The 21639-nt window shown below is 59.2% G+C and carries 17 protein-coding genes; 10 read left to right on the forward strand and 7 right to left on the reverse strand.

The annotated features are described in order from the left end of the window. The first annotated feature begins 74 nt into the window (after window positions 1–74). The 3 genes from PSH65_RS31335 to PSH65_RS31345 are packed head-to-tail and all read left to right on the forward strand — an operon-like array spanning window position 75 to window position 1846. Window positions 75–698, forward strand: coding sequence for an FMN-binding negative transcriptional regulator (locus PSH65_RS31335; protein ID WP_305424337.1), 624 nt, complete (start codon window positions 75–77; stop codon window positions 696–698). A gap of 9 nt (window positions 699–707) precedes the next feature. Further along, entirely contained in the window at window positions 708–1154 is a 447-nt protein-coding gene (locus tag PSH65_RS31340) for a GNAT family N-acetyltransferase (RefSeq protein ID WP_305424338.1), read from the forward strand. 17 nt (window positions 1155–1171) lie between these two features. Beyond that, complete coding sequence (locus tag PSH65_RS31345; RefSeq protein WP_305424339.1) at window positions 1172–1846, forward strand: GNAT family N-acetyltransferase; 675 nt, start codon at window positions 1172–1174, stop codon at window positions 1844–1846. A gap of 112 nt (window positions 1847–1958) precedes the next feature. Here PSH65_RS31345 and PSH65_RS31350 read toward each other — a convergent pair whose 3' ends face one another. Next, window positions 1959–2858 (reverse strand): homocysteine S-methyltransferase family protein, encoded by a 900-nt coding sequence (locus tag PSH65_RS31350; RefSeq protein WP_305424340.1) that lies wholly within the window; start codon window positions 2856–2858, stop codon window positions 1959–1961. Window positions 2859–2971: 113 nt separating this feature from the next. Between PSH65_RS31350 and PSH65_RS31355 the strand changes: the two genes are divergently transcribed. The 3 genes from PSH65_RS31355 to PSH65_RS31365 all read left to right on the forward strand — a co-directional run bounded on the left by PSH65_RS31355 (window position 2972) and on the right by PSH65_RS31365 (window position 6934). Further along, entirely contained in the window at window positions 2972–3793 is an 822-nt protein-coding gene (locus PSH65_RS31355) for an ABC transporter substrate-binding protein (RefSeq protein WP_305424341.1), read from the forward strand. Further along, window positions 3790–4626 (forward strand): amino acid ABC transporter permease, encoded by an 837-nt coding sequence (locus PSH65_RS31360; RefSeq protein WP_305424342.1) that lies wholly within the window; start codon window positions 3790–3792, stop codon window positions 4624–4626. The genes PSH65_RS31355 and PSH65_RS31360 overlap by 4 nt, the downstream gene beginning before the upstream one ends. 220 nt (window positions 4627–4846) lie before the next feature. Continuing rightward, window positions 4847–6934: an autotransporter domain-containing protein gene (locus PSH65_RS31365; protein ID WP_305424343.1), complete on the forward strand. Its 2088-nt coding sequence runs from the start codon at window positions 4847–4849 to the stop codon at window positions 6932–6934. 79 nt (window positions 6935–7013) lie between these two features. Here PSH65_RS31365 and oadA read toward each other — a convergent pair whose 3' ends face one another. Beyond that, complete coding sequence (gene oadA / locus PSH65_RS31370) at window positions 7014–8822, reverse strand: sodium-extruding oxaloacetate decarboxylase subunit alpha (protein WP_305424344.1); 1809 nt, start codon at window positions 8820–8822, stop codon at window positions 7014–7016. An 11-nt stretch (window positions 8823–8833) separates the two neighbouring features. Beyond that, window positions 8834–10249 carry an acetyl-CoA carboxylase biotin carboxylase subunit gene (locus tag PSH65_RS31375; protein ID WP_007896523.1) on the reverse strand — a complete coding sequence of 472 codons (1416 nt, stop codon included), beginning with the start codon at window positions 10247–10249 and terminating at the stop codon, window positions 8834–8836. 190 nt (window positions 10250–10439) lie between these two features. Here PSH65_RS31375 and PSH65_RS31380 point away from each other — a divergent pair, with 190 nt between their 5' ends. Then, a complete protein-coding gene (locus PSH65_RS31380) occupies window positions 10440–11402 on the forward strand; it encodes a LysR family transcriptional regulator (RefSeq protein WP_305424345.1) in 963 nt (320 codons plus the stop codon). On the opposite strand, the gene PSH65_RS31385 is transcribed toward PSH65_RS31380, so the two are convergent. The 3 genes from PSH65_RS31385 to PSH65_RS31395 all read right to left on the reverse strand — a co-directional run bounded on the left by PSH65_RS31385 (window position 11344) and on the right by PSH65_RS31395 (window position 15746). Beyond that, window positions 11344–11556, reverse strand: coding sequence for a PA3496 family putative envelope integrity protein (locus PSH65_RS31385; protein WP_123357127.1), 213 nt, complete (start codon window positions 11554–11556; stop codon window positions 11344–11346). The genes PSH65_RS31380 and PSH65_RS31385 overlap by 59 nt on opposite strands. Window positions 11557–11733: 177 nt before the next feature. Beyond that, window positions 11734–12600, reverse strand: a complete 867-nt coding sequence (gene hexR / locus PSH65_RS31390) for a transcriptional regulator HexR (protein WP_007896526.1) — start codon at window positions 12598–12600, stop codon at window positions 11734–11736. A 272-nt stretch (window positions 12601–12872) separates the two neighbouring features. Further along, window positions 12873–15746 (reverse strand): EAL domain-containing protein, encoded by a 2874-nt coding sequence (locus tag PSH65_RS31395; protein WP_305424346.1) that lies wholly within the window; start codon window positions 15744–15746, stop codon window positions 12873–12875. Window positions 15747–16004: 258 nt separating this feature from the next. Between PSH65_RS31395 and uvrD the strand changes: the two genes are divergently transcribed. The 3 genes from uvrD to PSH65_RS31410 all read left to right on the forward strand — a co-directional run bounded on the left by uvrD (window position 16005) and on the right by PSH65_RS31410 (window position 19813). After that, window positions 16005–18188, forward strand: coding sequence for a DNA helicase II (uvrD, locus tag PSH65_RS31400; RefSeq protein WP_305424347.1), 2184 nt, complete (start codon window positions 16005–16007; stop codon window positions 18186–18188). Window positions 18189–18393: 205 nt separating this feature from the next. Then, entirely contained in the window at window positions 18394–19269 is an 876-nt protein-coding gene (locus PSH65_RS31405) for a Tim44 domain-containing protein (RefSeq protein WP_305424348.1), read from the forward strand. 136 nt (window positions 19270–19405) lie between these two features. Then, window positions 19406–19813: an SMI1/KNR4 family protein gene (locus PSH65_RS31410; protein WP_008073570.1), complete on the forward strand. Its 408-nt coding sequence runs from the start codon at window positions 19406–19408 to the stop codon at window positions 19811–19813. Window positions 19814–19835: 22 nt separating this feature from the next. On the opposite strand, the gene PSH65_RS31415 is transcribed toward PSH65_RS31410, so the two are convergent. Continuing rightward, entirely contained in the window at window positions 19836–21602 is a 1767-nt protein-coding gene (locus tag PSH65_RS31415; protein ID WP_305424349.1) for a cation:proton antiporter, read from the reverse strand. Window positions 21603–21639 lie beyond the last annotated feature (37 nt).

Below are 21639 nucleotides of genomic sequence, written 5' to 3' on the forward strand. Positions count from 1 at the left end.
AATTGGTCATTAATGGCTCTTACAACAGACCATTAGCCTGCCTAGGATGCAGACATTCGCCAAGGAAAATTTCCATGTACACGCCCAGCAATTTCGCCATCGATGATTTGAATGAACTGCATCAGCAGATACTCGGCACTCGCCTGGCGGTCTTGGTCACCCGGGGTGAACAGGGCCTGCAAGCCAGTCATCTGCCGCTGCTGCTGAATGTTGACCAAGGCCCGAATGGCACCCTCTACGGGCACCTCGCCCGGGCCAACCCTCAATGGCGGGAATTGCAGAACGGCGCCGAGGCGCTGGTGATTTTTGCGGGTGCGGATGCTTACGTCAGCCCGGGGTTTTACCCGAGTAAAGCCGAGCATGGGAAAGTTGTGCCAACCTGGAACTACGTCGCCGTACACGCCTATGGCATGGCCGAAGTTTTCACCGACGCCGATCGGTTGCGCAATCTGGTCAGCGCCCTGACCGATCGTCATGAAGCGGGCCGTGCTAATCCGTGGAAAGTCGCCGATGCCCCCACCGACTACATTGACGGGATGCTCAAAGCCATCGTCGGTTTTGCCTTGCCGATCCAGCGTCTGGAGGGCAAACGCAAGCTCAGCCAGAACCGCAATGCTGCAGACATCGCCGGTGTGCGCGAGGGGCTGTCCGCCAGCCCTGATGTGCATGACCAGGCCCTCGCCCACTTGATGCGTTAAGGAACCCACATGAGTCAGATCGACATCCGCCAGGTCACCGCCGACGATCACGCCGCCTGGCTGCCGTTGTGGCAAGCCTACTTGCGCTTCTACAACACCGAACTGCCCGACGCTGTCACCCGGAGCACCTGGCAGCGCCTGCTCGACCCGAGCGAACCGACCCACGGGGCGCTGGCCTGGGCCGATGGCAAAGCGGTGGGCATGGTGCATTTCATCTACCACCGCTCGAACTGGAGTATCGAAAACTCCTGCTACCTGCAAGATTTACTGGTGACGCCCGAAACCCGTGGCACCGGTGTCGGTCGGCAACTGATCGAATTCGTCTACACCACGGCCAAGGCCGATGGCTGCTGCAAGGTTCATTGGTTGACCCACGAAACCAACGCCACCGCGATCCAGCTCTATGAGCGTATCGCCGAGCGTCCCGGTTTCATCCAGTTTCGCCACGCCCTATAAGGTTCAAGGAGAGCAGCATGTCGACTTCACTCGCGGACTGGAAAGGCGTTCCGCCGCCCTCGGTTCAACTGATCGAAGGGCGTTTCATCCGCCTGGAAAAACTTGACCCGGCGCGTCACGCCGACGGCTTGTGGAAAGCCCTTGAAGGCCCGGGCTCGGATCCGAAACTCTGGGACTATTTGCCTTACGGTCCTTTCCCGGAGCGCAGCGCGTTCAACGATTGGCTGAACAACCACGCGGCCAACAGCGACCCGTATTTCTTCACGGTGATCGACCGCGCCAGCGGCGACGTGCAGGGTATCCTCAGCCTGATGTCGATTGTGCCTTCTCAGGGTCGCATCGAGATCGGCCATGTGACCTTCGGCGCACCGATGCAACGTTCACCAAAAAGCACCGAGGCGGTTTACCTGCTGGCCAGGGAATCCTTTGCCTTGGGTTACCGGCGTCTGGAATGGAAGTGCAACAACGGCAATGCCCGTTCCAAGTATGCGGCGGAGCGGTTGGGGTTCAGTTTTGAAGGGGTGTTCCGCCAGCACATGGTGGTCAAGGGACAGAACCGTGACACGGCGTGGTATTCGATTCTGGATTCGGAGTGGCCGGCGATTGGCGCGGGGTTCGAGCGGTGGCTGTCCGATGAGAACCAGACGGAATCGGGGCAGGTGAAAACCCTGGTGGAGTGCCGCACCAGATGATCGTTCCCACGCTCCTGCGTGGGAATGCAGCCACGGATGCTCTGCGTTCGATCCGGAAGGCGACGCAGAGCGTCGCGGGATGCGTTCCTTTGCTGCGCGTGGGAATGATCTTTCAAACCAGTTTCTGGGCGAGCACTGCAATATGCTCCGGCCCGATCCCGCAGCAACCGCCCAAATGGCTGGCCCCACGCTTCTGCCAATCGGCCGCCCATTGCAGATAACCCGGCGGGTCGAGATCGTCGCGCAACGGGTCCAGCCCGTCATTGGCCGTGGCCTCTTTCGGCTGCGGCGGGAAGGCATTGGCGTATGCGCCGATGTGAATCTTCACACCCAAGCGTTCGAAGGTTTCCCGCGCCGCATCAATCGCCACGCCGATCACTTCCGGCTGGCTGCAGTTGAACAGCAATGTCTCGACGCCCAACTCAGCCGCCACCGCGGCAGCCTCAGCCACCGGCTCACCGGAACGCAGACGCGGCACTTCGTCGGTGTCTTCATCCTTCAGGGTAAACGACAGCCAGAGCGGCTTGCCGTCCTTCGGCAGCCCGGCATGGATCGCCCGTGCCTCGATAATCGAGCTCTGGGTTTCGGCCAGCCACAGGTCGACATGAGGCGCCAGGCCATTGACCAGAGGCGTCAGCAGTTCAGTCACCCGCGCAGCATCGAACAGGTCCGGGCGATAGGAGCCGAACAACGGTGGCAATGAACCGGCCACGCGCACCGGTTTGCCCGCCGCATCGACTGCACGACGGGCCAGCTCACCGGCCAATGCCGCGAGCGCCTGGCCCTCAGCGGCAAAACGCTCTTCGCCAATATGGAACGGCACCACCGCATAACTGTTGCTGGTGATCACGTTGGCACCGCTTTCGATGTAAGCCGCATGCACGGCCTCCACGGCTTGCGGCGCTTCGCTCAAAGCTAGCGCGGACCATTCAGGTTGCCTGAACGGCGCCCCTCGGCGTTGCAGCTCACGACCCATGCCGCCATCCAGAATTACCGTGCTGCCTGCGCCCATATGCTTTTCACTCATAAGCTTATGAAAATAACTCACTATCAGAGTCGTTCTTATAACTATTTAATACGCACCACCCGGTTAATAACAACCTCTTTTTTTTTCAGGGATCAACTGTGAAATTTCAACCACTGCTGGCCCTGGGCCTGACGATTTTGGCTGCCTCTACCCAAGCCTTTGCGGGCGCCACTCTGGATCGCATCGAGAAAAAGAAAGAACTGGTGGGTGTGTTGATGGAAAGCTATCCGCCCTTCTCATTCCTCAACGATCAAAACCAGCTCGACGGTTTCGACGTCGACGTGGCCAAGGCCGTGGCGGACAAACTGGGCGTCAAGCTGCGCCTTGAAACACCTTCTTGGGATGTGATCGCTGCCGGTCGCTGGAGCGGGCGTTATGACATCTGCATCTGCTCCATGACCCCGAGCAAAGCCCGCGCCGAAGTCTTCGACTTCCCGGTCGAGTACTACGCCTCCCCTGCTGTAATCGTGGTCAACGCCAAGGACAACAGCATTCACAGCGCCAAGGACCTGAGCGGCAAAAAAGTCGGCCTCACCAGCGCCTCCAGTTATGAAAGCTACCTGAACAAAAACCTGGTGATCGAAGGTGCCGAAGATACCCAACTGCAGTACCCGTTCGAGAATGTGCAGATCGCCCCGTATGACACCGACAACGTCGCGTTCCAGGATTTGGGCCTGGGCGCTGGCGTGCGTCTGGACGCGATCCTCACGAACCTGGTGACCGCGCAACCACGCCTGAACGAAGACAAACGCTTCAAACTCGCCGGTGACCCGCTGTACTCGGAGCCAAACTCGGTGGCCATCGAAAAAGGCGACGCCCAGTGGGACGCCAAAGTACGTGATGTGTTTGCCCAGTTGAAACAGGACGGCACCTTGAGCAAGCTGTCGCAAAAATGGATCGGCGCCGACATCAGCAAATGACTTCTTTCCCCAAACCACCTCAGCCGCCGCAACCGGTGGCTGAGTCATTACTGCAACGGGTCTTCGGTTTCCGCACACGGCTGTACCTGACCTGGGCGGCGATGTTCGGCTTGTTCGCGAGTTTCTTCCTGAGCTTCGACCTGAAGTTCTCGATCATCCTCGACAAACTGCCGAACCTGATCGGCCTGCACCTGGCGCCCAACGGCTTTCTACAAGGCGCGGCGCTGACGTTGTTCTTGTGCCTGTGCTCGATCGTGACGTCTTCGCTGTTGGGCTTCATCACGGCTTTGGCACGGCTGTCGAAAAGCGCGGTGGCGTTCGGTATTGCGAGCTTCTATGCCTCGTTCTTTCGCGGCACACCGCTGCTGATTCAGATTCTGCTGATTTACCTCGGCTTGCCACAACTCGGCATCGTGCCCGGCGCCATCGCCGCTGGCATCATCGCCCTGTCACTGAACTACGGCGCCTACCTGAGCGAAATCTTCCGCGCCGGCATCCTCGGCGTCCCCCATGGCCAACGCGAAGCATCATTGGCCCTGGGCATGCGCGAAACCGTGATCTTCTGGCGCGTCACCCTGCCCCAAGCCATGCGCACCATCATCCCGCCCACCACCAACCAGTTCATCTCCATGCTCAAGGACTCGTCACTGATTTCGGTGATGGGGGTTTGGGAAGTGATGTTCCTGGCGCAGTCGTATGGGCGCTCGAGCTATCGCTATATCGAAATGCTGACGACGGCGGCGGTGATTTATTGGGTGATGTCGATTGGGCTGGAGCTGATTCAGGCGCGGATGGAGCGGCATTATGGGAAGGCGTATTTGAGCCGTAGTTAGCGAAAGGAAGATGAGTTTCCGAGGTGCGATAGCCGACCGTTTCTCGATTTGTTGTAAGAAAAAGCGTCTGTCCGAACGGATAAAAACAACCTTCCTCAGGAGGCTGGCAATTTTCTACACAACCTTCTGACAACCCCCGCAAACCCGTCAGAAGCAGCTGACATCGGTACCTATAGCCTCCCTCTTAGAGTTGGCCTCCTTTCAAAAGAGGCCGTACTCGATGCCCGCTCAACACAAATACCGCCCGAAACACCTGGCGTTGGCCATTGCGTTTGCAGTGGGTTGCGCAGAATTTACAAACGCCCAAGAACTACCAGAGCATGCTGAACCGACGGGCCTCACTGAGGCAACCAAGCGGCCGGAATCTATACCGAACCCGTTTTCCCGGCTCCAAGCCTTTATCAATGCGGACAGCACCTTCAAAAAGGAGATTGATTCGCCCCAACCTGCTCGGCGAGGTATTTCTGTGAGACCGGAAGACAGAGATGACCTCATCATCGTCAAGAATGGTGGAAGCTTCGAAGGTCGGGTCGATGGCGGCAAAGGAACCAACGTCATACAACTTATTGGTACCGACGGTGGCCAATTGGGGAACACCCGCAACTTCAACGGTCTGTATGTTTCCCAAGGTTCTTGGACGTTGACCAGCACAGGAGATTTTCACGAAGGTGTGTTGGTGCTGAATGACGGGATACTGACCAATAAAGGAGAAATCGAAGGCGGAGCGATTGCAGCCGGAATGCTCTTCAACAACGGCGATATAAAGGGCCATGTGGACGTCTACGAGGAAGGTACTTTTGCAGGAGCAGGCACCATTGCTAGCCTGGATGTGCAGGGGCGTCTCACCGTCAACAGCTTGCATGGCGCCCCAAAGGTCAAAGGTGACTTGAATCTCTCCAAGACCGCTGTACTCGCCTATGAGGTCAATCCCGACGGCCGTCACGAAACGATCAAAGTCGACGGTACCGCCCGCCTCAGCGGTGCAACCCTGAAAATCGTCGCAGCATCGGGTGACTATCCGCAAACCACCCAGTACACCATCATCGAGGCCGACAAGGTCGATGGGCATTTCGGCAATATTGAAAACAATCTCGCATTCATGACGGCCACCCCGGACTACGGCGACGAAAAGGCCGTCCGCCTGACCTACGCTCGCAACGAAGTGACTTTCGAGAGTCTCGCGACGAACGAAAACGGTCGGGAACTCGCCCGCAGTATTGAAGAGCCCAAAGCCAGTCCGACGGCGCAGACACCTCCCAATACCGCTAACGCCGCTGTCACGGCCCTGCTCGCCTCCACCACCGAAACAGCCTCCCAGGCCATCAACCAACTGGACGGCGCCAACAACGCCAACCTTGCGAAAGCGACCCTGAACAGTGACAGCCCAATCAGCGCAACCATGCTCTCGGCCATGCGCCAGCTGGACAGCGCCCGTAGCTACAGCAATTCCACCAGGCGCAATGCACCACGCCTGGCCGCCGGCAGCGAAGACAATGGCCGAGTCTGGCTTCAAGCATTGGGTCACGGCGGGACGCTGGATCGCGACTATGACGCTCTGAAACACACAACCCACGGTCTGGTCCTGGGAGCTGATTGGGGCATCGATGAGGAATGGCGCATCGGGGTGATGAGCGGCAAATCCGAAACGCGCCTGGACAGCCGCGGACTCGACGGCGATCTCGACAGCTGGCATTTGGGAGCTTATACCCTACGTCAAAACGGACCGATGTCCCTGCGCCTGGGTGCGACCTACAGCAGTCACGATGGCAGCACTAAACGCCGGGTTGCCTTCAAAGGTTTCAGCGACCGCCCCGAAGGCCGTTACGGTGCCAACACCCAGCAAGCCTTTGCGGAATTGGGTTACAACCTGGGGCGGGCGAACATCAGCATCGAACCGTTTGCCAGCCTGGGCTACCAGCGCTATCAGCGCGACGCCTACACGGAAAAAGGTGGCGCAGCGGCGCTGAAGGTACACGGTCAAACGCAGAACAATTTAAACAGCACATTCGGCCTGCGGCTGGCGAAGCTCAACACTCTGGATAACGGCATGCAACTGACGCCACGGTTCAGTGCCAGCTGGAAACACACTTACGGGGACGTCTACAGCGATACTCGCCAACGATTGGTTACGGGCGGAAAAAACTTCACCGTTTCCGGTGCGCCGCTGGATCGTGACAGTCTGCTGGTCGATGCAGCGCTGGACCTTGGATTGTCAGCAAAACACACCTTGGGCGTCGGTCTCTCTGGCGAGATCGGCACCGACAGCCGCAACCACGGCGTGACGGGGCAATGGCGAATGAGTTTCTAACAGCCACAAACCCGGGGCGAAAAAAAAAGGGGAGCACATGCCCCCCCGAGGTTTAAAACGGTATATCGAGGCTGTTAACTCAGCCTTCGATCTCGATCAGAATCTCGCCCGGGTTCACCCGGTCGCCCTTGGCCACGTGGATGGCGGTGACTTTGCCGGCGATGGCCGATTGGACTTCGGTTTCCATCTTCATCGCTTCGGTGATCAGCACGGCCTGGCCGGCTTTCACGGTGTCGCCTTCCTTGACCAGCACATCGACGATGTTGCCCGGCATGGTGGTGCTGACGTGACCCGGTGCAGTGGCTTGCTTGCGCTTGCTGCTGCCACCGCTGACGAACTCGTTGAGTGGTTCGAACACCACTTCTTCCGGCATGCCGTCGATGGACAGGTAGAAGTGGCGCTTGCCTTCCGACTTGACGCCGACACCGGTGATGTCGACGCGGTAGGTCTCGCCGTGAACGTCGATGACGAACTCGGTCGGCACGCCTTCGCCGCCGGCCGACGCCACGCCGCCCGCTTCCGGAATCGGCAACAGCACTTCTGGCGTGAGGGTGCCGGCTGCGCGTTCTTCGAGGAACTTGCGGCCGATGTCCGGAAACATGGCGTAGGTCAGCACGTCTTCTTCAGACTTGGCCACGGCGCCAATTTCGGCACGCAACTTGGTCATCTCCGGCTTGAGCAGATCGGCCGGACGCACGTCGATCACTTCTTCGCTGCCGATTGCCTGACGACGCAGCTTTTCGTTCACGGTGCCCGGCGCTTTGCCGTAGCCGCCTTGCAGGTAGAGCTTCACTTCGTTGGTGATGGTCTTGTAGCGCTCGCCGGCCAGCACGTTGAAAAACGCCTGAGTACCGACGATTTGCGAGGTCGGGGTCACCAGCGGCGGGAAACCGAGGTCTTCACGAACGCGCGGGATTTCCGCAAGCACTTCCGCCATGCGATTCAGGGCGCCCTGCTCTTTCAACTGGTTGGCCAGGTTGGAGATCATCCCGCCCGGTACCTGGTTGACTTGAACGCGGGTGTCGACGGCGGTGAATTCGCTTTCGAACTGGTGGTACTTCTTGCGCACGGCGTAGAAGTACAAGCCGATTTCCTGCAACAGCTCCAGGTTCAGGCCGGTATCGAACTCGCTGCCTTTAAGGGCGGCGACCATCGATTCGGTGCCCGGATGGCTGGTGCCCCAAGCGAAGCTGGAGATCGCGGTGTCGATATGGTCGGCGCCGTTTTCGATGCCCTTGAGTTGGCACATCGCAGCCAAACCAGCAGTGTCGTGGGAATGGATGAACACCGGCAGCGACTGCTCGGCTTTCAGTGCCTTGACCAGCTCACCCGTAGCGTACGGGGTCAGCAGACCGGCCATGTCTTTGATCGCCACCGAGTCGCAACCCATGGCTTCCATTTGCTTGGCCTGCGCCACGAAAGCCTCGATGGTGTGCACCGGGCTGGTGGTGTAGGCGATGGTGCCCTGGGCGTGTTTGCCAGCTGCCTTCACTGCTTCGATGGCCACGCGCAGGTTACGCACGTCGTTCATCGCGTCGAAGATGCGGAACACGTCGATGCCGTTGACCGCGGCCTTGGCGACGAAGGCTTTGACCACGTCGTCGCTATAATGGCGATAACCGAGCAGGTTCTGGCCACGCAGGAGCATTTGCAGACGGGTATTAGGCAACGCCGCGCGCAGTTGGCGCAGACGCTCCCACGGGTCTTCTTTCAGGAAGCGTACGCAGGCGTCGAAGGTCGCGCCGCCCCAGCACTCCAGCGACCAGTAGCCGACTTTGTCGAGCTTGTCGCAGATCGGCAGCATGTCTTCGGTGCGCATGCGGGTGGCGAGCAGCGATTGGTGGGCGTCGCGCAGGATTGTGTCGGTAACGTGGATTTTCTTAGTCATTGGAATATTCCTCACAGGCCTGCGTGGGCGGCGATGGCGGCGGCGATGGCCAGGGCCAGCTCTTCGGGTTTGCGCTTGATCGAGTAGTTGGTCAGTTCAGGGTGGCTTTCAACGAAGCTGGTGTTGAACTGGCCGCTACGGAATTCCGGGTTACGGAGGATTTCCTGGTAATACGCGGCGGTGGTCTTGACCCCTTGCAGACGCATGTCGTCCAGAGCTCGCAAGCCACGGTCCATCGCTTCTTCCCAAGTCAGCGCCCAGACCACCAGTTTCAGGCACATGGAATCGTAGAACGGCGGAATGGTGTAGCCGGTGTAGATCGCTGTATCGGTGCGCACGCCGGGACCGCCAGGCGCGTAGTAACGGGTGATCTTGCCGAAGCTCGGCAGGAAGTTGTTTTTCGGGTCTTCGGCGTTAATCCGGAACTGCAGCGCGAAACCGCGGTGCTGGATGTCTTCCTGTTTCACCGAAAGCGGCAGGCCGGAGGCGATGCGGATCTGCTCGCGAACGATGTCGATGCCGGTAATTTCTTCGGTGATGGTGTGTTCCACCTGCACCCGGGTGTTCATCTCCATGAAGTACACCTCGCCCTCGGCGAGCAGGAACTCCACGGTGCCGGCGTTCTCGTAGCCCACGGCCTTGGCTGCGCGCACCGACAGGTCGCCGATATAGGCGCGCTGTTCCGGGGTCAGTTGTGGGCTCGGAGCGATCTCGATCAGCTTCTGGTTGCGACGCTGGATCGAGCAGTCACGCTCGAACAGGTGCACTACGTTGCCAAAGCTGTCGCCGAGAATCTGCGCTTCGATGTGCTTCGGATTGACGATGCATTTTTCCAGGAACACTTCCGCCGAACCGAAAGCCTTGGTGGCTTCGGAAATCACTCGTGGAAAGGCTTGTTCGAGTTCTTCGCGGCTGTTGCAGCGACGAATGCCGCGGCCGCCACCACCGGATGTGGCCTTGAGCATCACCGGGTAACCGATGCGGTCACCTTCGGTCAGGGCTTCTTCGATGCCCGACACGTTGCCTTCGGTGCCTGGGGTGACCGGTACGCCGGCCTTGATCATGCTGCGGCGCGCTTCGGTCTTGTCGCCCATGCGGCGAATCACTTCAGCCGATGGACCAATGAATTTGATACCGCGTTCGGCGCAGATGTCCGCCAGCTCGGCATTTTCCGAAAGGAAGCCGTAGCCAGGGTGCAATGCATCGCAACCGGTTTCCACCGCCAGATTCACCAGCTTGCGCGGGTTCAGATAGCCGGCCAGTGGTTCAGCACCGATGCTGTGGGCCTCGTCCGCACGCTTCACATGCAAGGCATGGCGGTCGGCGTCGGAATAGATCGCGACCGAGCGAATGCCCATTTCCGCGCAGGCACGCACGATTCGTACGGCAATCTCACCACGGTTGGCGATCAGGATCTTTTTTATCACTTGGAGGTTCCCTTGAGCCGGTGGTACCCACGACCTGTCACACCAGGTCGACGCGTGACCAAATGTTTCAATTCAGTCGCAGCTCCACACTAGCTCTCGCAAGGGATTAACAAAAATGAATAATAATTGGGTTACACATAAGCAAAGACTTATAGTTGAGGCATCAGCCTCCGCTCAGGATCTCTAGAAAATGCGTAAGTCATTGATGCGTATGACATTGCGTCAATTGCAGATCTTCAATGAGGTGTGCGATTTAAGGTCCTACAGCCGCGCTGCCGACGAAATGTCTCTCACACAACCTGCCGTGAGCCTACAGATTCGTCAACTCGAAGAGCTGATCGGACAACCGTTGTTCGATTATGTCGGCAAAAAACTCTACATGACCGAGGCGGCCGAAGCACTGCAGCGCGCCAGCCGGGATATTTTCGGGCGCCTGGAAAACCTCGATATGCAGCTATCGGACATGCAAGGCTCATTGCAGGGTCAGCTGAAACTGGCGGTGGAATCCAGCGCCAAGTATTTCGTACCGCATCTGTTTGCCGCCTTCAAGCGCCAGCACCCGGAAGTAAACCTGCACCTGACAGTGGTCAATCGTGGCCAGGTTATTCGGCGACTGTCGGACAACCGTGATGACTTGGTGATCATGTCGATGGTCCCACAAGACATGGGGCTGGAGTTTCTGCCGTTCCTCAACAACCCGATTGTAGCCGTGGCGCCGCCGGATCATCCGCTGTGCCACATGGGGCCGTTGCGCTTGCAGGATCTGGAACCCTACACGCTGCTGTTGCGCGAACCCGGTTCCGGTACGCGATTGGCGTGCGAAGAGTATTTCAAAGAGAAGCGCGTGCATTTCACCCAGACCCAGGAGGTCGCCTCGGCCGAAGCTCAGCGTGAATGCGTATTGGCGGGTCTGGGCCTGGCGCTATTGACGCGCCACGCCCTGAACCTTGAGTTGGCGACCGGCGCCCTGATTGAGCTGCCGGTCGAAGAGCTGCCGCTGCTGCGTAGCTGGTGCCTGGTGCAGGCCAAGGCCAAACGGCTGTCGCCGGTGGCCCACGCATTCCTTGCGTTTATCCGCAGCGAACGGACGCAGATCAGCGCGTTGGTTGGGCGTTTCGACGGGAAGCTACCGGTGCTGCCTGCCAATAGTTGAGTTCGAGGTCTTCAGGAAAATCGCCAATTTCGGCCAGTAGCTGGCGGCGTTCGCAGCGATCTTCGATGGCGCGGCGAAATTCCATGCGGCGCTGATCTTCTTGCTGACGACGGGTCTTGACGGCGCTGTTGCGTTCTTCGTAGGGCTGAGCCATTTCGAGTCTCCCAAGGCGAGTACGGGAGTTACAAGATAGGTGCGAGGGATGACGGTTTGGCGGCGGGAGGGTTACAGAGGTGTGAACATTGGCAGATGACAGGGTGTTTTTGAGGACGCCTTCGCGGGCAAGCCCGCGAAAAGGTCGGAACGACCTTCCGGCAATATCAGATCGAGCTCAATCGTCGAGGGCTTTTACTGACTTGGGCGACAGCCGCAAGCTGCGAAGGCTGCGTTTGACGCTTTTCAGGTGATTGACCAGGCTCGGACCGCGGGCCATGGCCACACCCATCGCCAGCACATCGATCACCACCAGGTGCGCAATGCGCGACGTCAGCGGCGTATAGATTTCGGTGTCTTCGTGCACATCGATCGCCAGATTGACGGTCGACAGCTCGGCCAACGGCGTCTGGCTCGGGCACAACGTGATCAACGAAGCGCCACTCTCGCGCACCAGATTGGCGGTGATCAACAGATCCTTGGAACGCCCCGACTGGGAAATGCAGATCGCCACGTCGCTCGGTTTCAGGGTAACCGCCGACATCGCCTGCATGTGCGGGTCGGAATACGCCGCTGCAGTCAGCAGCAAACGGAAGAACTTGTGCTGGGCATCCGCCGCCACTGCGCCCGAAGCACCGAATCCATAGAACTCGACACGCTGGGCCTGAGACATGAGCGACACCGCCCTCTGCAACTCCACCGGATCGAGTTTCTCGCGAACTTCCATCAGGGTGTGCAGGGTGGTGTCGAAGATTTTCAGGCTGTAATCGGCGACCGAATCGTCTTCATGGATCGCGAATTGCCCGAAGCTCGCGCCAGCCGCCAGGCTTTGCGCCAGTTTCAGCTTCAAATCCTGAAACCCGGAGCAACCGATGGCGCGGCAAAACCGCACGATGGTCGGCTCGCTGATGCCCACGCTGTGGGCCAGGTCGGCCATGGAACTGTGCATCACCGCCGCAGGATCAAGCAGCACGTGGTCGGCGACCTTGAGCTCCGACTTGCGTAACAGGTGGCGTGACTGGGCGATGTGTTGCAGCAGATTCAAGGGGCTGGACTCTTTGTTATTGGCAGGTGCCGGGGATGTAGCACGCTTGTAGTTATACTACATGAATCGGCTTTTTGCCTGCTCAATGCGTAACTCAATGTCCCCATTTCATGCATGATGGGCTTCATGTAGCCCTCTCGGTCCGTGTAGCAGCTGGCGAAGCCTGCGTTCGGCTGCGAAGCAGTGGTGAAGATGAATACGGTTTAACAGGAAAAATCCGGTTTCGCAGGTTTTACGACTGCTACGCAGCCGAACGCAGCCTTCGGCAGCTGCTACAAAGGGTTGGCGTCGCGACGTAAAAGCTCGGCCAGGTCGGCGGCCTCGACCGGACGGCTGACCCAATAGCCCTGTACTTCATCGCAGCGCTCGGCTTTCAGAAACTCCAACTGCTCCGGTCGCTCGACGCCTTCAGCCACCACTTTCAGCGACAGGCCATGCGCCATCGCGATAATCGCCCGGGTGATCGCCGCATCTTCACTGCTCTCCCCCAGCCCACGGATAAATGCCTGATCGATTTTCACGTAGTCCACGGGGATGCGCTTGAGGTAGTTCAGAGACGAATAGCCAGTGCCAAAATCGTCGATCGCCAGCTTCACCCCAAGGTCGCGCAACTGCTGGAAGGTCGCAATGATGTGCTCGACGCTGTCCAGCAACTGGCTTTCGGTGAGTTCCAGTTCCAGGTAGTGCGGCGCCAGACCGGTTTCCTCCAGCACCTGGCGCACCAGGCTGACCAGTTTTCCCTGACGCAGTTGATGCACCGACAGGTTGACCGACACCCGAATCGGCTCCAGTCCCTGACGCTGCCACTCACAAGCTTGCCAACAGGCCTGGCGCAAAACGAACTCGCCGATAGCACCGATCAACCCGGTTTCCTCGGCCAGACCGATGAAATCCCCCGGCGGTACCTGGCCCAGGGTCGGATGATTCCAGCGTACCAACGCCTCGGCGGCATTCAGCCGGCCGGTGGCGAGGCAGAGTTTCGGTTGATAAAACACTTTCAGCTGCTTTTCTTCGATGGCTTTGCGCAATTGGTTCTCGAGCTGCAAACGCTCGAGCGTGCTGGCTTGCAGGCTGTCTGTATAGAACTGGAAGTTGTTGCCGCCCAAGTGTTTGGCATGCTGCATGGCCATGTTCGACTGGCTGACCAGCGCAGAAATCTCCCGCGCGGTGTCCGGCAAGAGGCTGATGCCCATGGATGCGCTCATCACCAGTTCATGCCCCTGGACGGTGATCGGCAAACGCAGTTTGGTCGACAATCGGGTCGCCACACGCGCCAGGCTCGACAGGTTGCCGTAGGCGTCGAACAGCACCGCAAATTCATCGCCGGACAACCGGGCGATGGTGTCCGCTTCCGGCAGCGCATTGACCAGCCGCCGGGACATTTTCTGTAACAGCTGATCGGCAATTTCATGGCCGAGGCTATCGTTGAGCAGTTTGAAGCGATCCAGATTGATGTGCAGTAATGCCAGACTGCGCCGACCGCCCTGGCGCACCCGCTGATGAGCCTCACGCAGCCGTTCGTGGAACAACGAACGGTTGGCCAATCCCGTGAGTTCGTCGTAATGCGTGAGGTAGCGCATGCGCTCTTCGGATTCACGCCGAGCAGACAGATCGGCGAAGAAGCCGACAATATGGCTCACATTTCCCCGTGAATCGCGCACGGCATTCAATTGCAGCCATTGCGGATACAACTCGCCATTCTTGCGGGTCTCGACCAACTCGCCCTGCCAACTACCGTGCTGCTCCAGCGCCTGACGAATCGCTGCGTAATGCCGGCGGGCGTCGCGGCTGCAAGGCAAATCGACCACGTTGCGCCCAAGCATGTCGTCGATTTCATAGCCAGTCACCCGACTGAAAGCCTGATTGACCGCGATCAGCGCGTAATTCGGGTCGAAAATCACAATGCCTTCGCTGGCCGCCTCGAACACTGTCGCCGCCAGTTGGCGCTGTTCTTCCAGGCCCTTGCTGGCGCTGATATCGCGGCGGGTGCCGACCATGCGGATCACCCGGCCGTTCTCGGCGCGCTCCACCGCTCGACCACGATCCTCGATCCAGACCCAATGGCCATCGCCATGCCGTACCCGATACTCGATCTGGTAATCCTCGCTGCGGCCCTTCAAATGCTCGACCAGCGCCCGCTTCAGCGATGGCAAGTCGTCGGGGTGCAGCCTGGGCTTGAGGTGGCGGAGCATCGCTGTCACGTATTCCGGCTCCAGCCCGAACAGCTCCTGGAGTTGGGTGTGATGGACTTCGTCTGTCTGCAGGTTCCAGTCCCACAACCCGAGCTCGCTCGCCTTCAATGCCAGCGCCAGCCGCGCTTCGCTCTTGCTCAAGGCCTGGTTGGCGGCGTCCAGCTCCAGACTGCGTTGGGCGACTCGATTCTCGAGGTCGACCTGAGTTTCGCGCAATTCGTCTTCGGCTCGTCGGCGCTGGTCGACTTCCTTGCCCAGCTCTTGGTTGAGCTGATCGCTGCGACTTTGCGCCTGCTGCAAGTGCTCGATCAGGGCCTGATTTTGAAAGCGCCGCAGCAGCCCTTGGTTGATCAGCCGATTGACCTGCCAGGCGACCACGCTCAACGAACCCAGCAAAATCAGCCCAAACCAACCCCAGCCCTGTTCCTGCTCGTCCCCGCCCCAGAACAGATAGCCGATGGCCGGCAACAGACAGGGCAAGGTAAAGGACAGAAAAGCCGGCAAGCTGACAGCATAAGCGACACTGGCCGAGAGCGCCGCGGCGCCGATCAGGCCGAACACCCAGGCTTGCTGCATGAAATTGTCAGCGGGCACCAACGCGATACCGGCACCGGCCAGGGTCAGGCCAGTCATCGCAGAGCCGAGCATGAACATGCGACGCCAGACCGGATGGGCCTGACGGTTGGGGATCGCCGAATCGAAGGCCGCGACCTGAATCACCCGCAACGCCACCAGCGACAATAACCAAATCAACCAGACGCTGACCACAAAGTAACGCTGCGGGCTCCAGAGCAAGCCGGCGCACACCAGACCGTTGATCAGCATGAACAGCGTGGGCAACAGCGAGCCTTGGTACAGCAGGCGCGTGCGTTCGACCGCCATCTCCATGGCGTACTGTTTGCGGATAACCCGAGGCTCCACAGAGGGGCCCGACAGGTCGGAGCTGAGGGTCATAGGCAATGTTCTTGTTCTTATAGTTGAGCATGAGAGCCCGAATTGTGAACGGAGCATACACAAGCAAATGACCGGACCAAACAGTCCAAGGTCATAAAACAGACGAAAGTTTGAGCCGCCCGCCCCGGTCCAAAAGCGGCCAGACGCGCACCGCCCACGCTTGCAGCCGGTGACCGACCGGTCGTCATCGGTATTTCTTTCATCGGCTAATGCAAAGCTCGGTTTGCCCGGTGTGACGCCGCACCCTAGAATGCCCTGATGCGCGATGATCTCTCCCTTCTGCTGAACTCCCTCAACGATGCCCAACGTCAGGCCGTAGCTGCCTCCGTGGGTCGTCAGTTGGTCCTGGCCGGTGCTGGTTCCGGTAAAACCCGAGTGCTGGTGCACCGTATCGCCTGGTTGATCCAGGTCGAAAACGCCTCGCCCCACTCCATTCTGTCGGTGACCTTCACCAACAAGGCCGCTGCCGAGATGCGTCATCGCATCGAGCAGCTGATGGGTATCAACCCGGCCGGCATGTGGGTCGGCACCTTCCACGGCCTGGCGCACCGCTTGCTGCGGGCGCACTGGCAGGAAGCCGGCCTGAGCCAGACCTTCCAGATTCTCGACAGCGACGACCAGCAACGACTGGTCAAGCGGGTGATCCGCGAGCTGGGCCTGGACGAGCAACGCTGGCCGGTCCGACAGGCCCAGTGGTTTATCAACGGGCAGAAAGACGAAGGTCTGCGTCCGCAACATATTCAAGCCAGCGGCGATCTGTTCCTGGCAACCATGCGCAGCATTTATGAAGCCTATGAGGCCGCGTGCCTGCGCGCCGGCGTCATCGACTTCTCTGAACTGCTGCTGCGCGCCCTCGATCTGTGGCGCGATAACCCGGGCCTGCTCGCCCATTATCAGAAGCGCTTCCGGCACATTCTGGTGGACGAGTTCCAGGACACCAACGCCGTGCAGTACGCCTGGTTGCGTCTGCTGGCCAAGGGTGGCGACAGCCTGATGGTGGTTGGCGACGACGATCAGTCGATCTACGGCTGGCGTGGCGCGAAAATCGAGAACATTTATCAGTATTCGGACGACTTCCCGGATGCCCAGATTATTCGCCTGGAGCAAAACTACCGCTCCACAGCCGGGATCCTCAAAGCCGCCAACGCCCTGATCGCCAACAATACCGGGCGCATGGGCAAAGAGCTGTGGACCGATGGCGGCGAAGGCGAAGCGATCAATCTGTACGCCGCCTTCAACGAACACGATGAAGCACGCTACGTGGTTGAAACCATCGAAAGCGCGCTGAAAACAGGCTTGGCCCGCAGCGATATCGCGATTTTGTACCGCTCCAACGCCCAATCGCGCGTTTTGGAAGAAGCCTTGCTCCGTGAGCGCATTCCGTACCGCATTTATGGCGGCCAGCGCTTCTTCGAACGGGCAGAAATCAAGAACGCCATGGCGTACATGCGTTTGCTGGAAGGCCGTGGCAACGATGCGGCGCTAGAGCGGGTGATCAACGTTCCGGCCCGTGGCATTGGCGAAAAAACCGTCGAAGCCATCCGCGATCATGCGCGCCACAGCCATGTGTCAATGTGGGAAGCCATGCGTCAGCTGGTGGCCAACAAAGGCCTGACTGGCCGTGCTGCCGGCGCCCTGGGGGCGTTTATGGAGCTGATCGACGACCTCGCCGCCAAGTGCCTGGAAATGCCGCTTCACTTGATGACCCAAACCGTGATCGAGCAATCGGGGTTGATTGCTTACCACCAGGCGGAAAAAGGCGAGAAAGGCCAGGCCCGGGTAGAAAACCTTGAGGAACTGGTCAGCGCCGCGCGCAACTTCGAAAATCCGGAAGAGGATGAAGAGCAGTCGCCACTGTCAGCGTTCCTCGGTCACGCCTCACTGGAGGCCGGAGACACCCAGGCCGATGAGCACGAAGACAGCATTCAGTTGATGACCCTGCACAGCGCCAAGGGCCTGGAATTCCCTTACGTGTTCCTGGTGGGCATGGAAGAGGGCCTGTTTCCGCACAAGATGAGCCTGGAAGAACCCGGCCGTCTTGAAGAGGAACGCCGTCTGGCCTACGTCGGTATCACCCGGGCGATGCAGAACCTGGTGCTGACCTATGCTGAAACCCGACGCCTGTACGGCAGCGAGACCTACAACAAAGTGTCGCGTTTCGTACGTGAAGTGCCGAAAGGCCTGATCCAGGAAGTGCGGCTGTCCAACAGCGTCAGCCGTCCGTTCGGTGGTGGCCAGCAGCAGAGCTCCAGCAGCCTGTTCGGCGGCAGCGAGATCCCGGACACCGGGTTCAGCCTCGGCCAGACCGTGCGGCATTCGGTGTTTGGCGATGGTGTGATCCTGAATTTCGAAGGCGCTGGCGCTCAGGCGCGGGTACAGGTGAACTTCAGCGAAGGCAGCAAGTGGTTGATGCTGGGTTACGCCAAGCTGGAAGCGGTATAAAGACAACCAAGAGCCTTTTGTGGGAGCCCTGACTCCTACAGAACTTATCCACTCGTCCTACAGACCAAAGTTAACAGGCCTTATTGCGCTGACTGAAGCTGAACACAACCTGTCAGGCAAAAGCCCGAAACACTCTGCCGCTAGCCAGTAACACTTCAGCTGTGCAACATGGCGCGCGTGCCTTCCACAAATGGGAATTCCCTTTATGAAACGTTTTCTTAGCATCGCCATGGCGTTGTGCATTGGCCTGACGATGAGCCTCGACGCCAATGCCGCCAAGCGCTTTGGTGGTGGCAAGAGCTCCGGCGCTGCGCCGACTCACCAGACCAGCCAAATGGCTCCTTCTTCTGCTGCAGGCGGCGCTGCTGCCACTGCGGGCGCGGCCGGTGCTGCTGGCGCCGCTACCAAGGCCAGCGGTGCTTCGCGCTGGCTCGGCCCCCTGGCCGGTATCGCGGCTGGTGGCCTGCTGGCCTCCATGTTCATGGGCGATGGCTTCCAGGGCATGCAGATCTTCGACATCCTGATCATGGCGGTCATTGCCTTCCTGGTCTTCCGTTTCATCGCCGCTCGTCGTCGCAAGCAGCAGGAGCACATGGCTCCAGCCGGCGCGCCGATGCAGCGTGAAGTCTTCGAACAGAAACCAACAGCCATGGGTTCGATCTTCGGCGGCTCGGCCGCACCTGCTGCCGCTCGTCCGGTGATCAACGCGCCAGCCTGGTTCAATGAAAACAACTTCATTGAAGCGGCCCGCAACCACTTCCAGTCCCTGCAACAACACTGGGACGCCAACGAAATGGACAAGATCGCCGAGTTCGTGACTCCACAACTGCTGGAGTTCCTCAAGCGCGAACGTGCCGACCTGGGCGACGGCTTCCAGTCGACCTACATCGATAACCTCCAGGTACAACTGGATGGCGTTGATGACCGTGCGGACAAGACCATCGCCACCCTGACCTTCAGCGGCGTGTCGAAGTCCTCGCGCTTCGACCAGGGCGAAGTGTTCAGCGAAAGCTGGAACATGGAACGTCTACAGGGCGAAAACCAGCCTTGGCTGGTGGCCGGTATCCGCCAGAACGGCTGATCACTTCCCGCGTTTCACCTGTTGTAATAAAACCCCGGCCTCGGCCGGGGTTTTCTATTTCGCGGTTGCATCTATAGCGAGCTACTGTATAAACCGCCCCAACTAAACCGCGCCATCAAGCAAGAGGATCCCGGACGTGGAAGAAATCATCGAACAACTGCGTGAAGCCAACGAACCGGTACCGGTCCCCTTGGAGTTACCCGACGAAGATCAGATTGTGGAAATCGAAGAACAACTGTTCATCGACATCCCGTTCGTCTTCAGAGAATTTTTGCTGACCGTCAGCGATGTGGTCTACGGCAGCCTGGAGCCGGTGACTGTCACCGACCCGCAGTCCCACACCTACCTGCCGGACGTTGCCGCCAACGCCTGGGATGCTGGCGTCGATCGCAGCATGATTCCGATCTGCCAGGACGGTGACAATTACTACCTGGTCGAAGAAGACGGCACCGTGGTGCTGTGGCTGGCCGAGGAAGAATTGCTTGCCGAAGAAACCTGGGAATCGGTCTGGCACTGGGCGCGGGACGTCTGGCTGGAAAGCTGATCCGTCCTGATGCATTGCGTGGTCAATGCCCGGACGAGTCCTTGTGATTGTCCAGCGTTTCCAGTAAGGCCACCTGCATCCGCGTATGCACGCGAATGAACCAGCGCCAGAGCAGCGCCGCCACCGCGGCCGCGACTATGACGATCAGCACCAGCAACTTGTTGGTCGGCAGAATACTGGCCGACAAGGCTGCCAGCAGCAGGAAAATCACTAACAGCGAGAGTATCGGGATCACTTCGGCGATCACCCGACGCACTCGCTGCGTGTGGCGGCCAGCCATTTCCGGCTTCACGCCCATCTCTGCCAGCAACATCGACAGTGCCTTGAGCTTGCGATAGGCGGCGATCAGGAACGGCAGCGACAACAGCAACGCCCCGCCCCAGATCAATGCTTTCTGCCAGCTCGGATCGCTGATCCAGTCCTGCAGGTAAACGGACATGCGCTCGGCGAAGAACGCGCCTGAGAGAAAGATCGCAGTCACCAACGCCAGATTGACCCCTACCTGCAATAGAATCCGCCGAATCATCGACGCCAACAGTGCGCCCTCGCCCTGAGGCTGAATGCTGCGCAGCCATTCGCCATACATCCCCAGCACACGACCCAGACGCTGCGGCATCACCGCAGCAAGCTTGATCGACAGCGGATCGGCCGCGCGAATCAGATACGGCGTCAACAGCGTGGTGATCACCGAGACGGCCACCGCCACTGGATAAAGGAAGTTGCTGGTGACCTGCAGCGTCATGCCCAGCGCCGCGATGATGAAGGAGGAGAATTCGCCAATCTGTGAAAGCCCCATCCCCACGCGCAGTGAGGTGCGTCCGTCATTACCGGCGATAAAGGCACCGAGGCCGCAGGACAACATCTTGCCCAGCACCACAGCCACGGTGATCACCGCGATCGGCCAGGCGTATTGCAGCAGGATCGTCGGGTCGAGCATCAGGCCGATGGCGACGAAGAAAATCGCACTGAACAAGTCGCGAACCGGCTCGATCAACTGCTCGATTTTCAGCAGTTGCCGCGATTCGGCCATGATCGCGCCGATCAGGAACGCGCCGAGGACCATGCTGTATTCAAGTTTGACCACTAGCAGACAGAAGCCGAAACACAGGCCCAGCACGGTGATCAGCAACATCTCGTTGCTCTCGAATTTAGCCACGTAAGCCAGCAGTCGCGGCACCAGCAAAATGCCAATAACCAGTGCGACAATCATAAACAGTGAAAGCTTTCCGACCGTGGAAAACACTTCGCCGGAACTGACCGTGCCGCTGACCGCGATGCTCGACAGCAACGCGATGATGCCGATGCCGAGGATGTCTTCGACGATCAGTACGCCGAAGATCAGCTGCGCAAAACGCTCATTCTTCATCTTCAGGTCGTTGAGCGCCTTAACGATGATGGTGGTCGAGGAAATCGCCAGGATCGCACCGAGGAACAGCGAATCCATGGTATTCCACTCGAACCAGCGGCCGATTTCATAGCCGATCCAGATCATCAGGACGATTTCCAGGAACGCTGCGATGAACGCTGTGGCGCCGACCTTGAACAGCTTGCGCAGGCTGAACTCCAGGCCCAGGCAGAACATCAGGAAAATCACCCCGAGCTCGGCGAGGGTTTTAATGGTTGCTTCGTCGTGGATCAGGCTGAACGGCGGCGTGTGCGGGCCGATGATGAAGCCGGCGACGATGTAGCCAAGCACCACCGGTTGTTTGAGACGATGAAAGAGCACGGTCACCACCCCTGCGATCAACATGATCACTGCCAGATCCTGAATGAAACTGATGGCGTGCATGGTGTGTGGCTCCTTGGGGTGGGCTTTTGAAGGGTAA

Source organism: Pseudomonas sp. FP603 (genome assembly GCF_030687415.1).
In the GTDB taxonomy this organism is placed as follows: domain Bacteria; phylum Pseudomonadota; class Gammaproteobacteria; order Pseudomonadales; family Pseudomonadaceae; genus Aquipseudomonas; species Aquipseudomonas wuhanensis.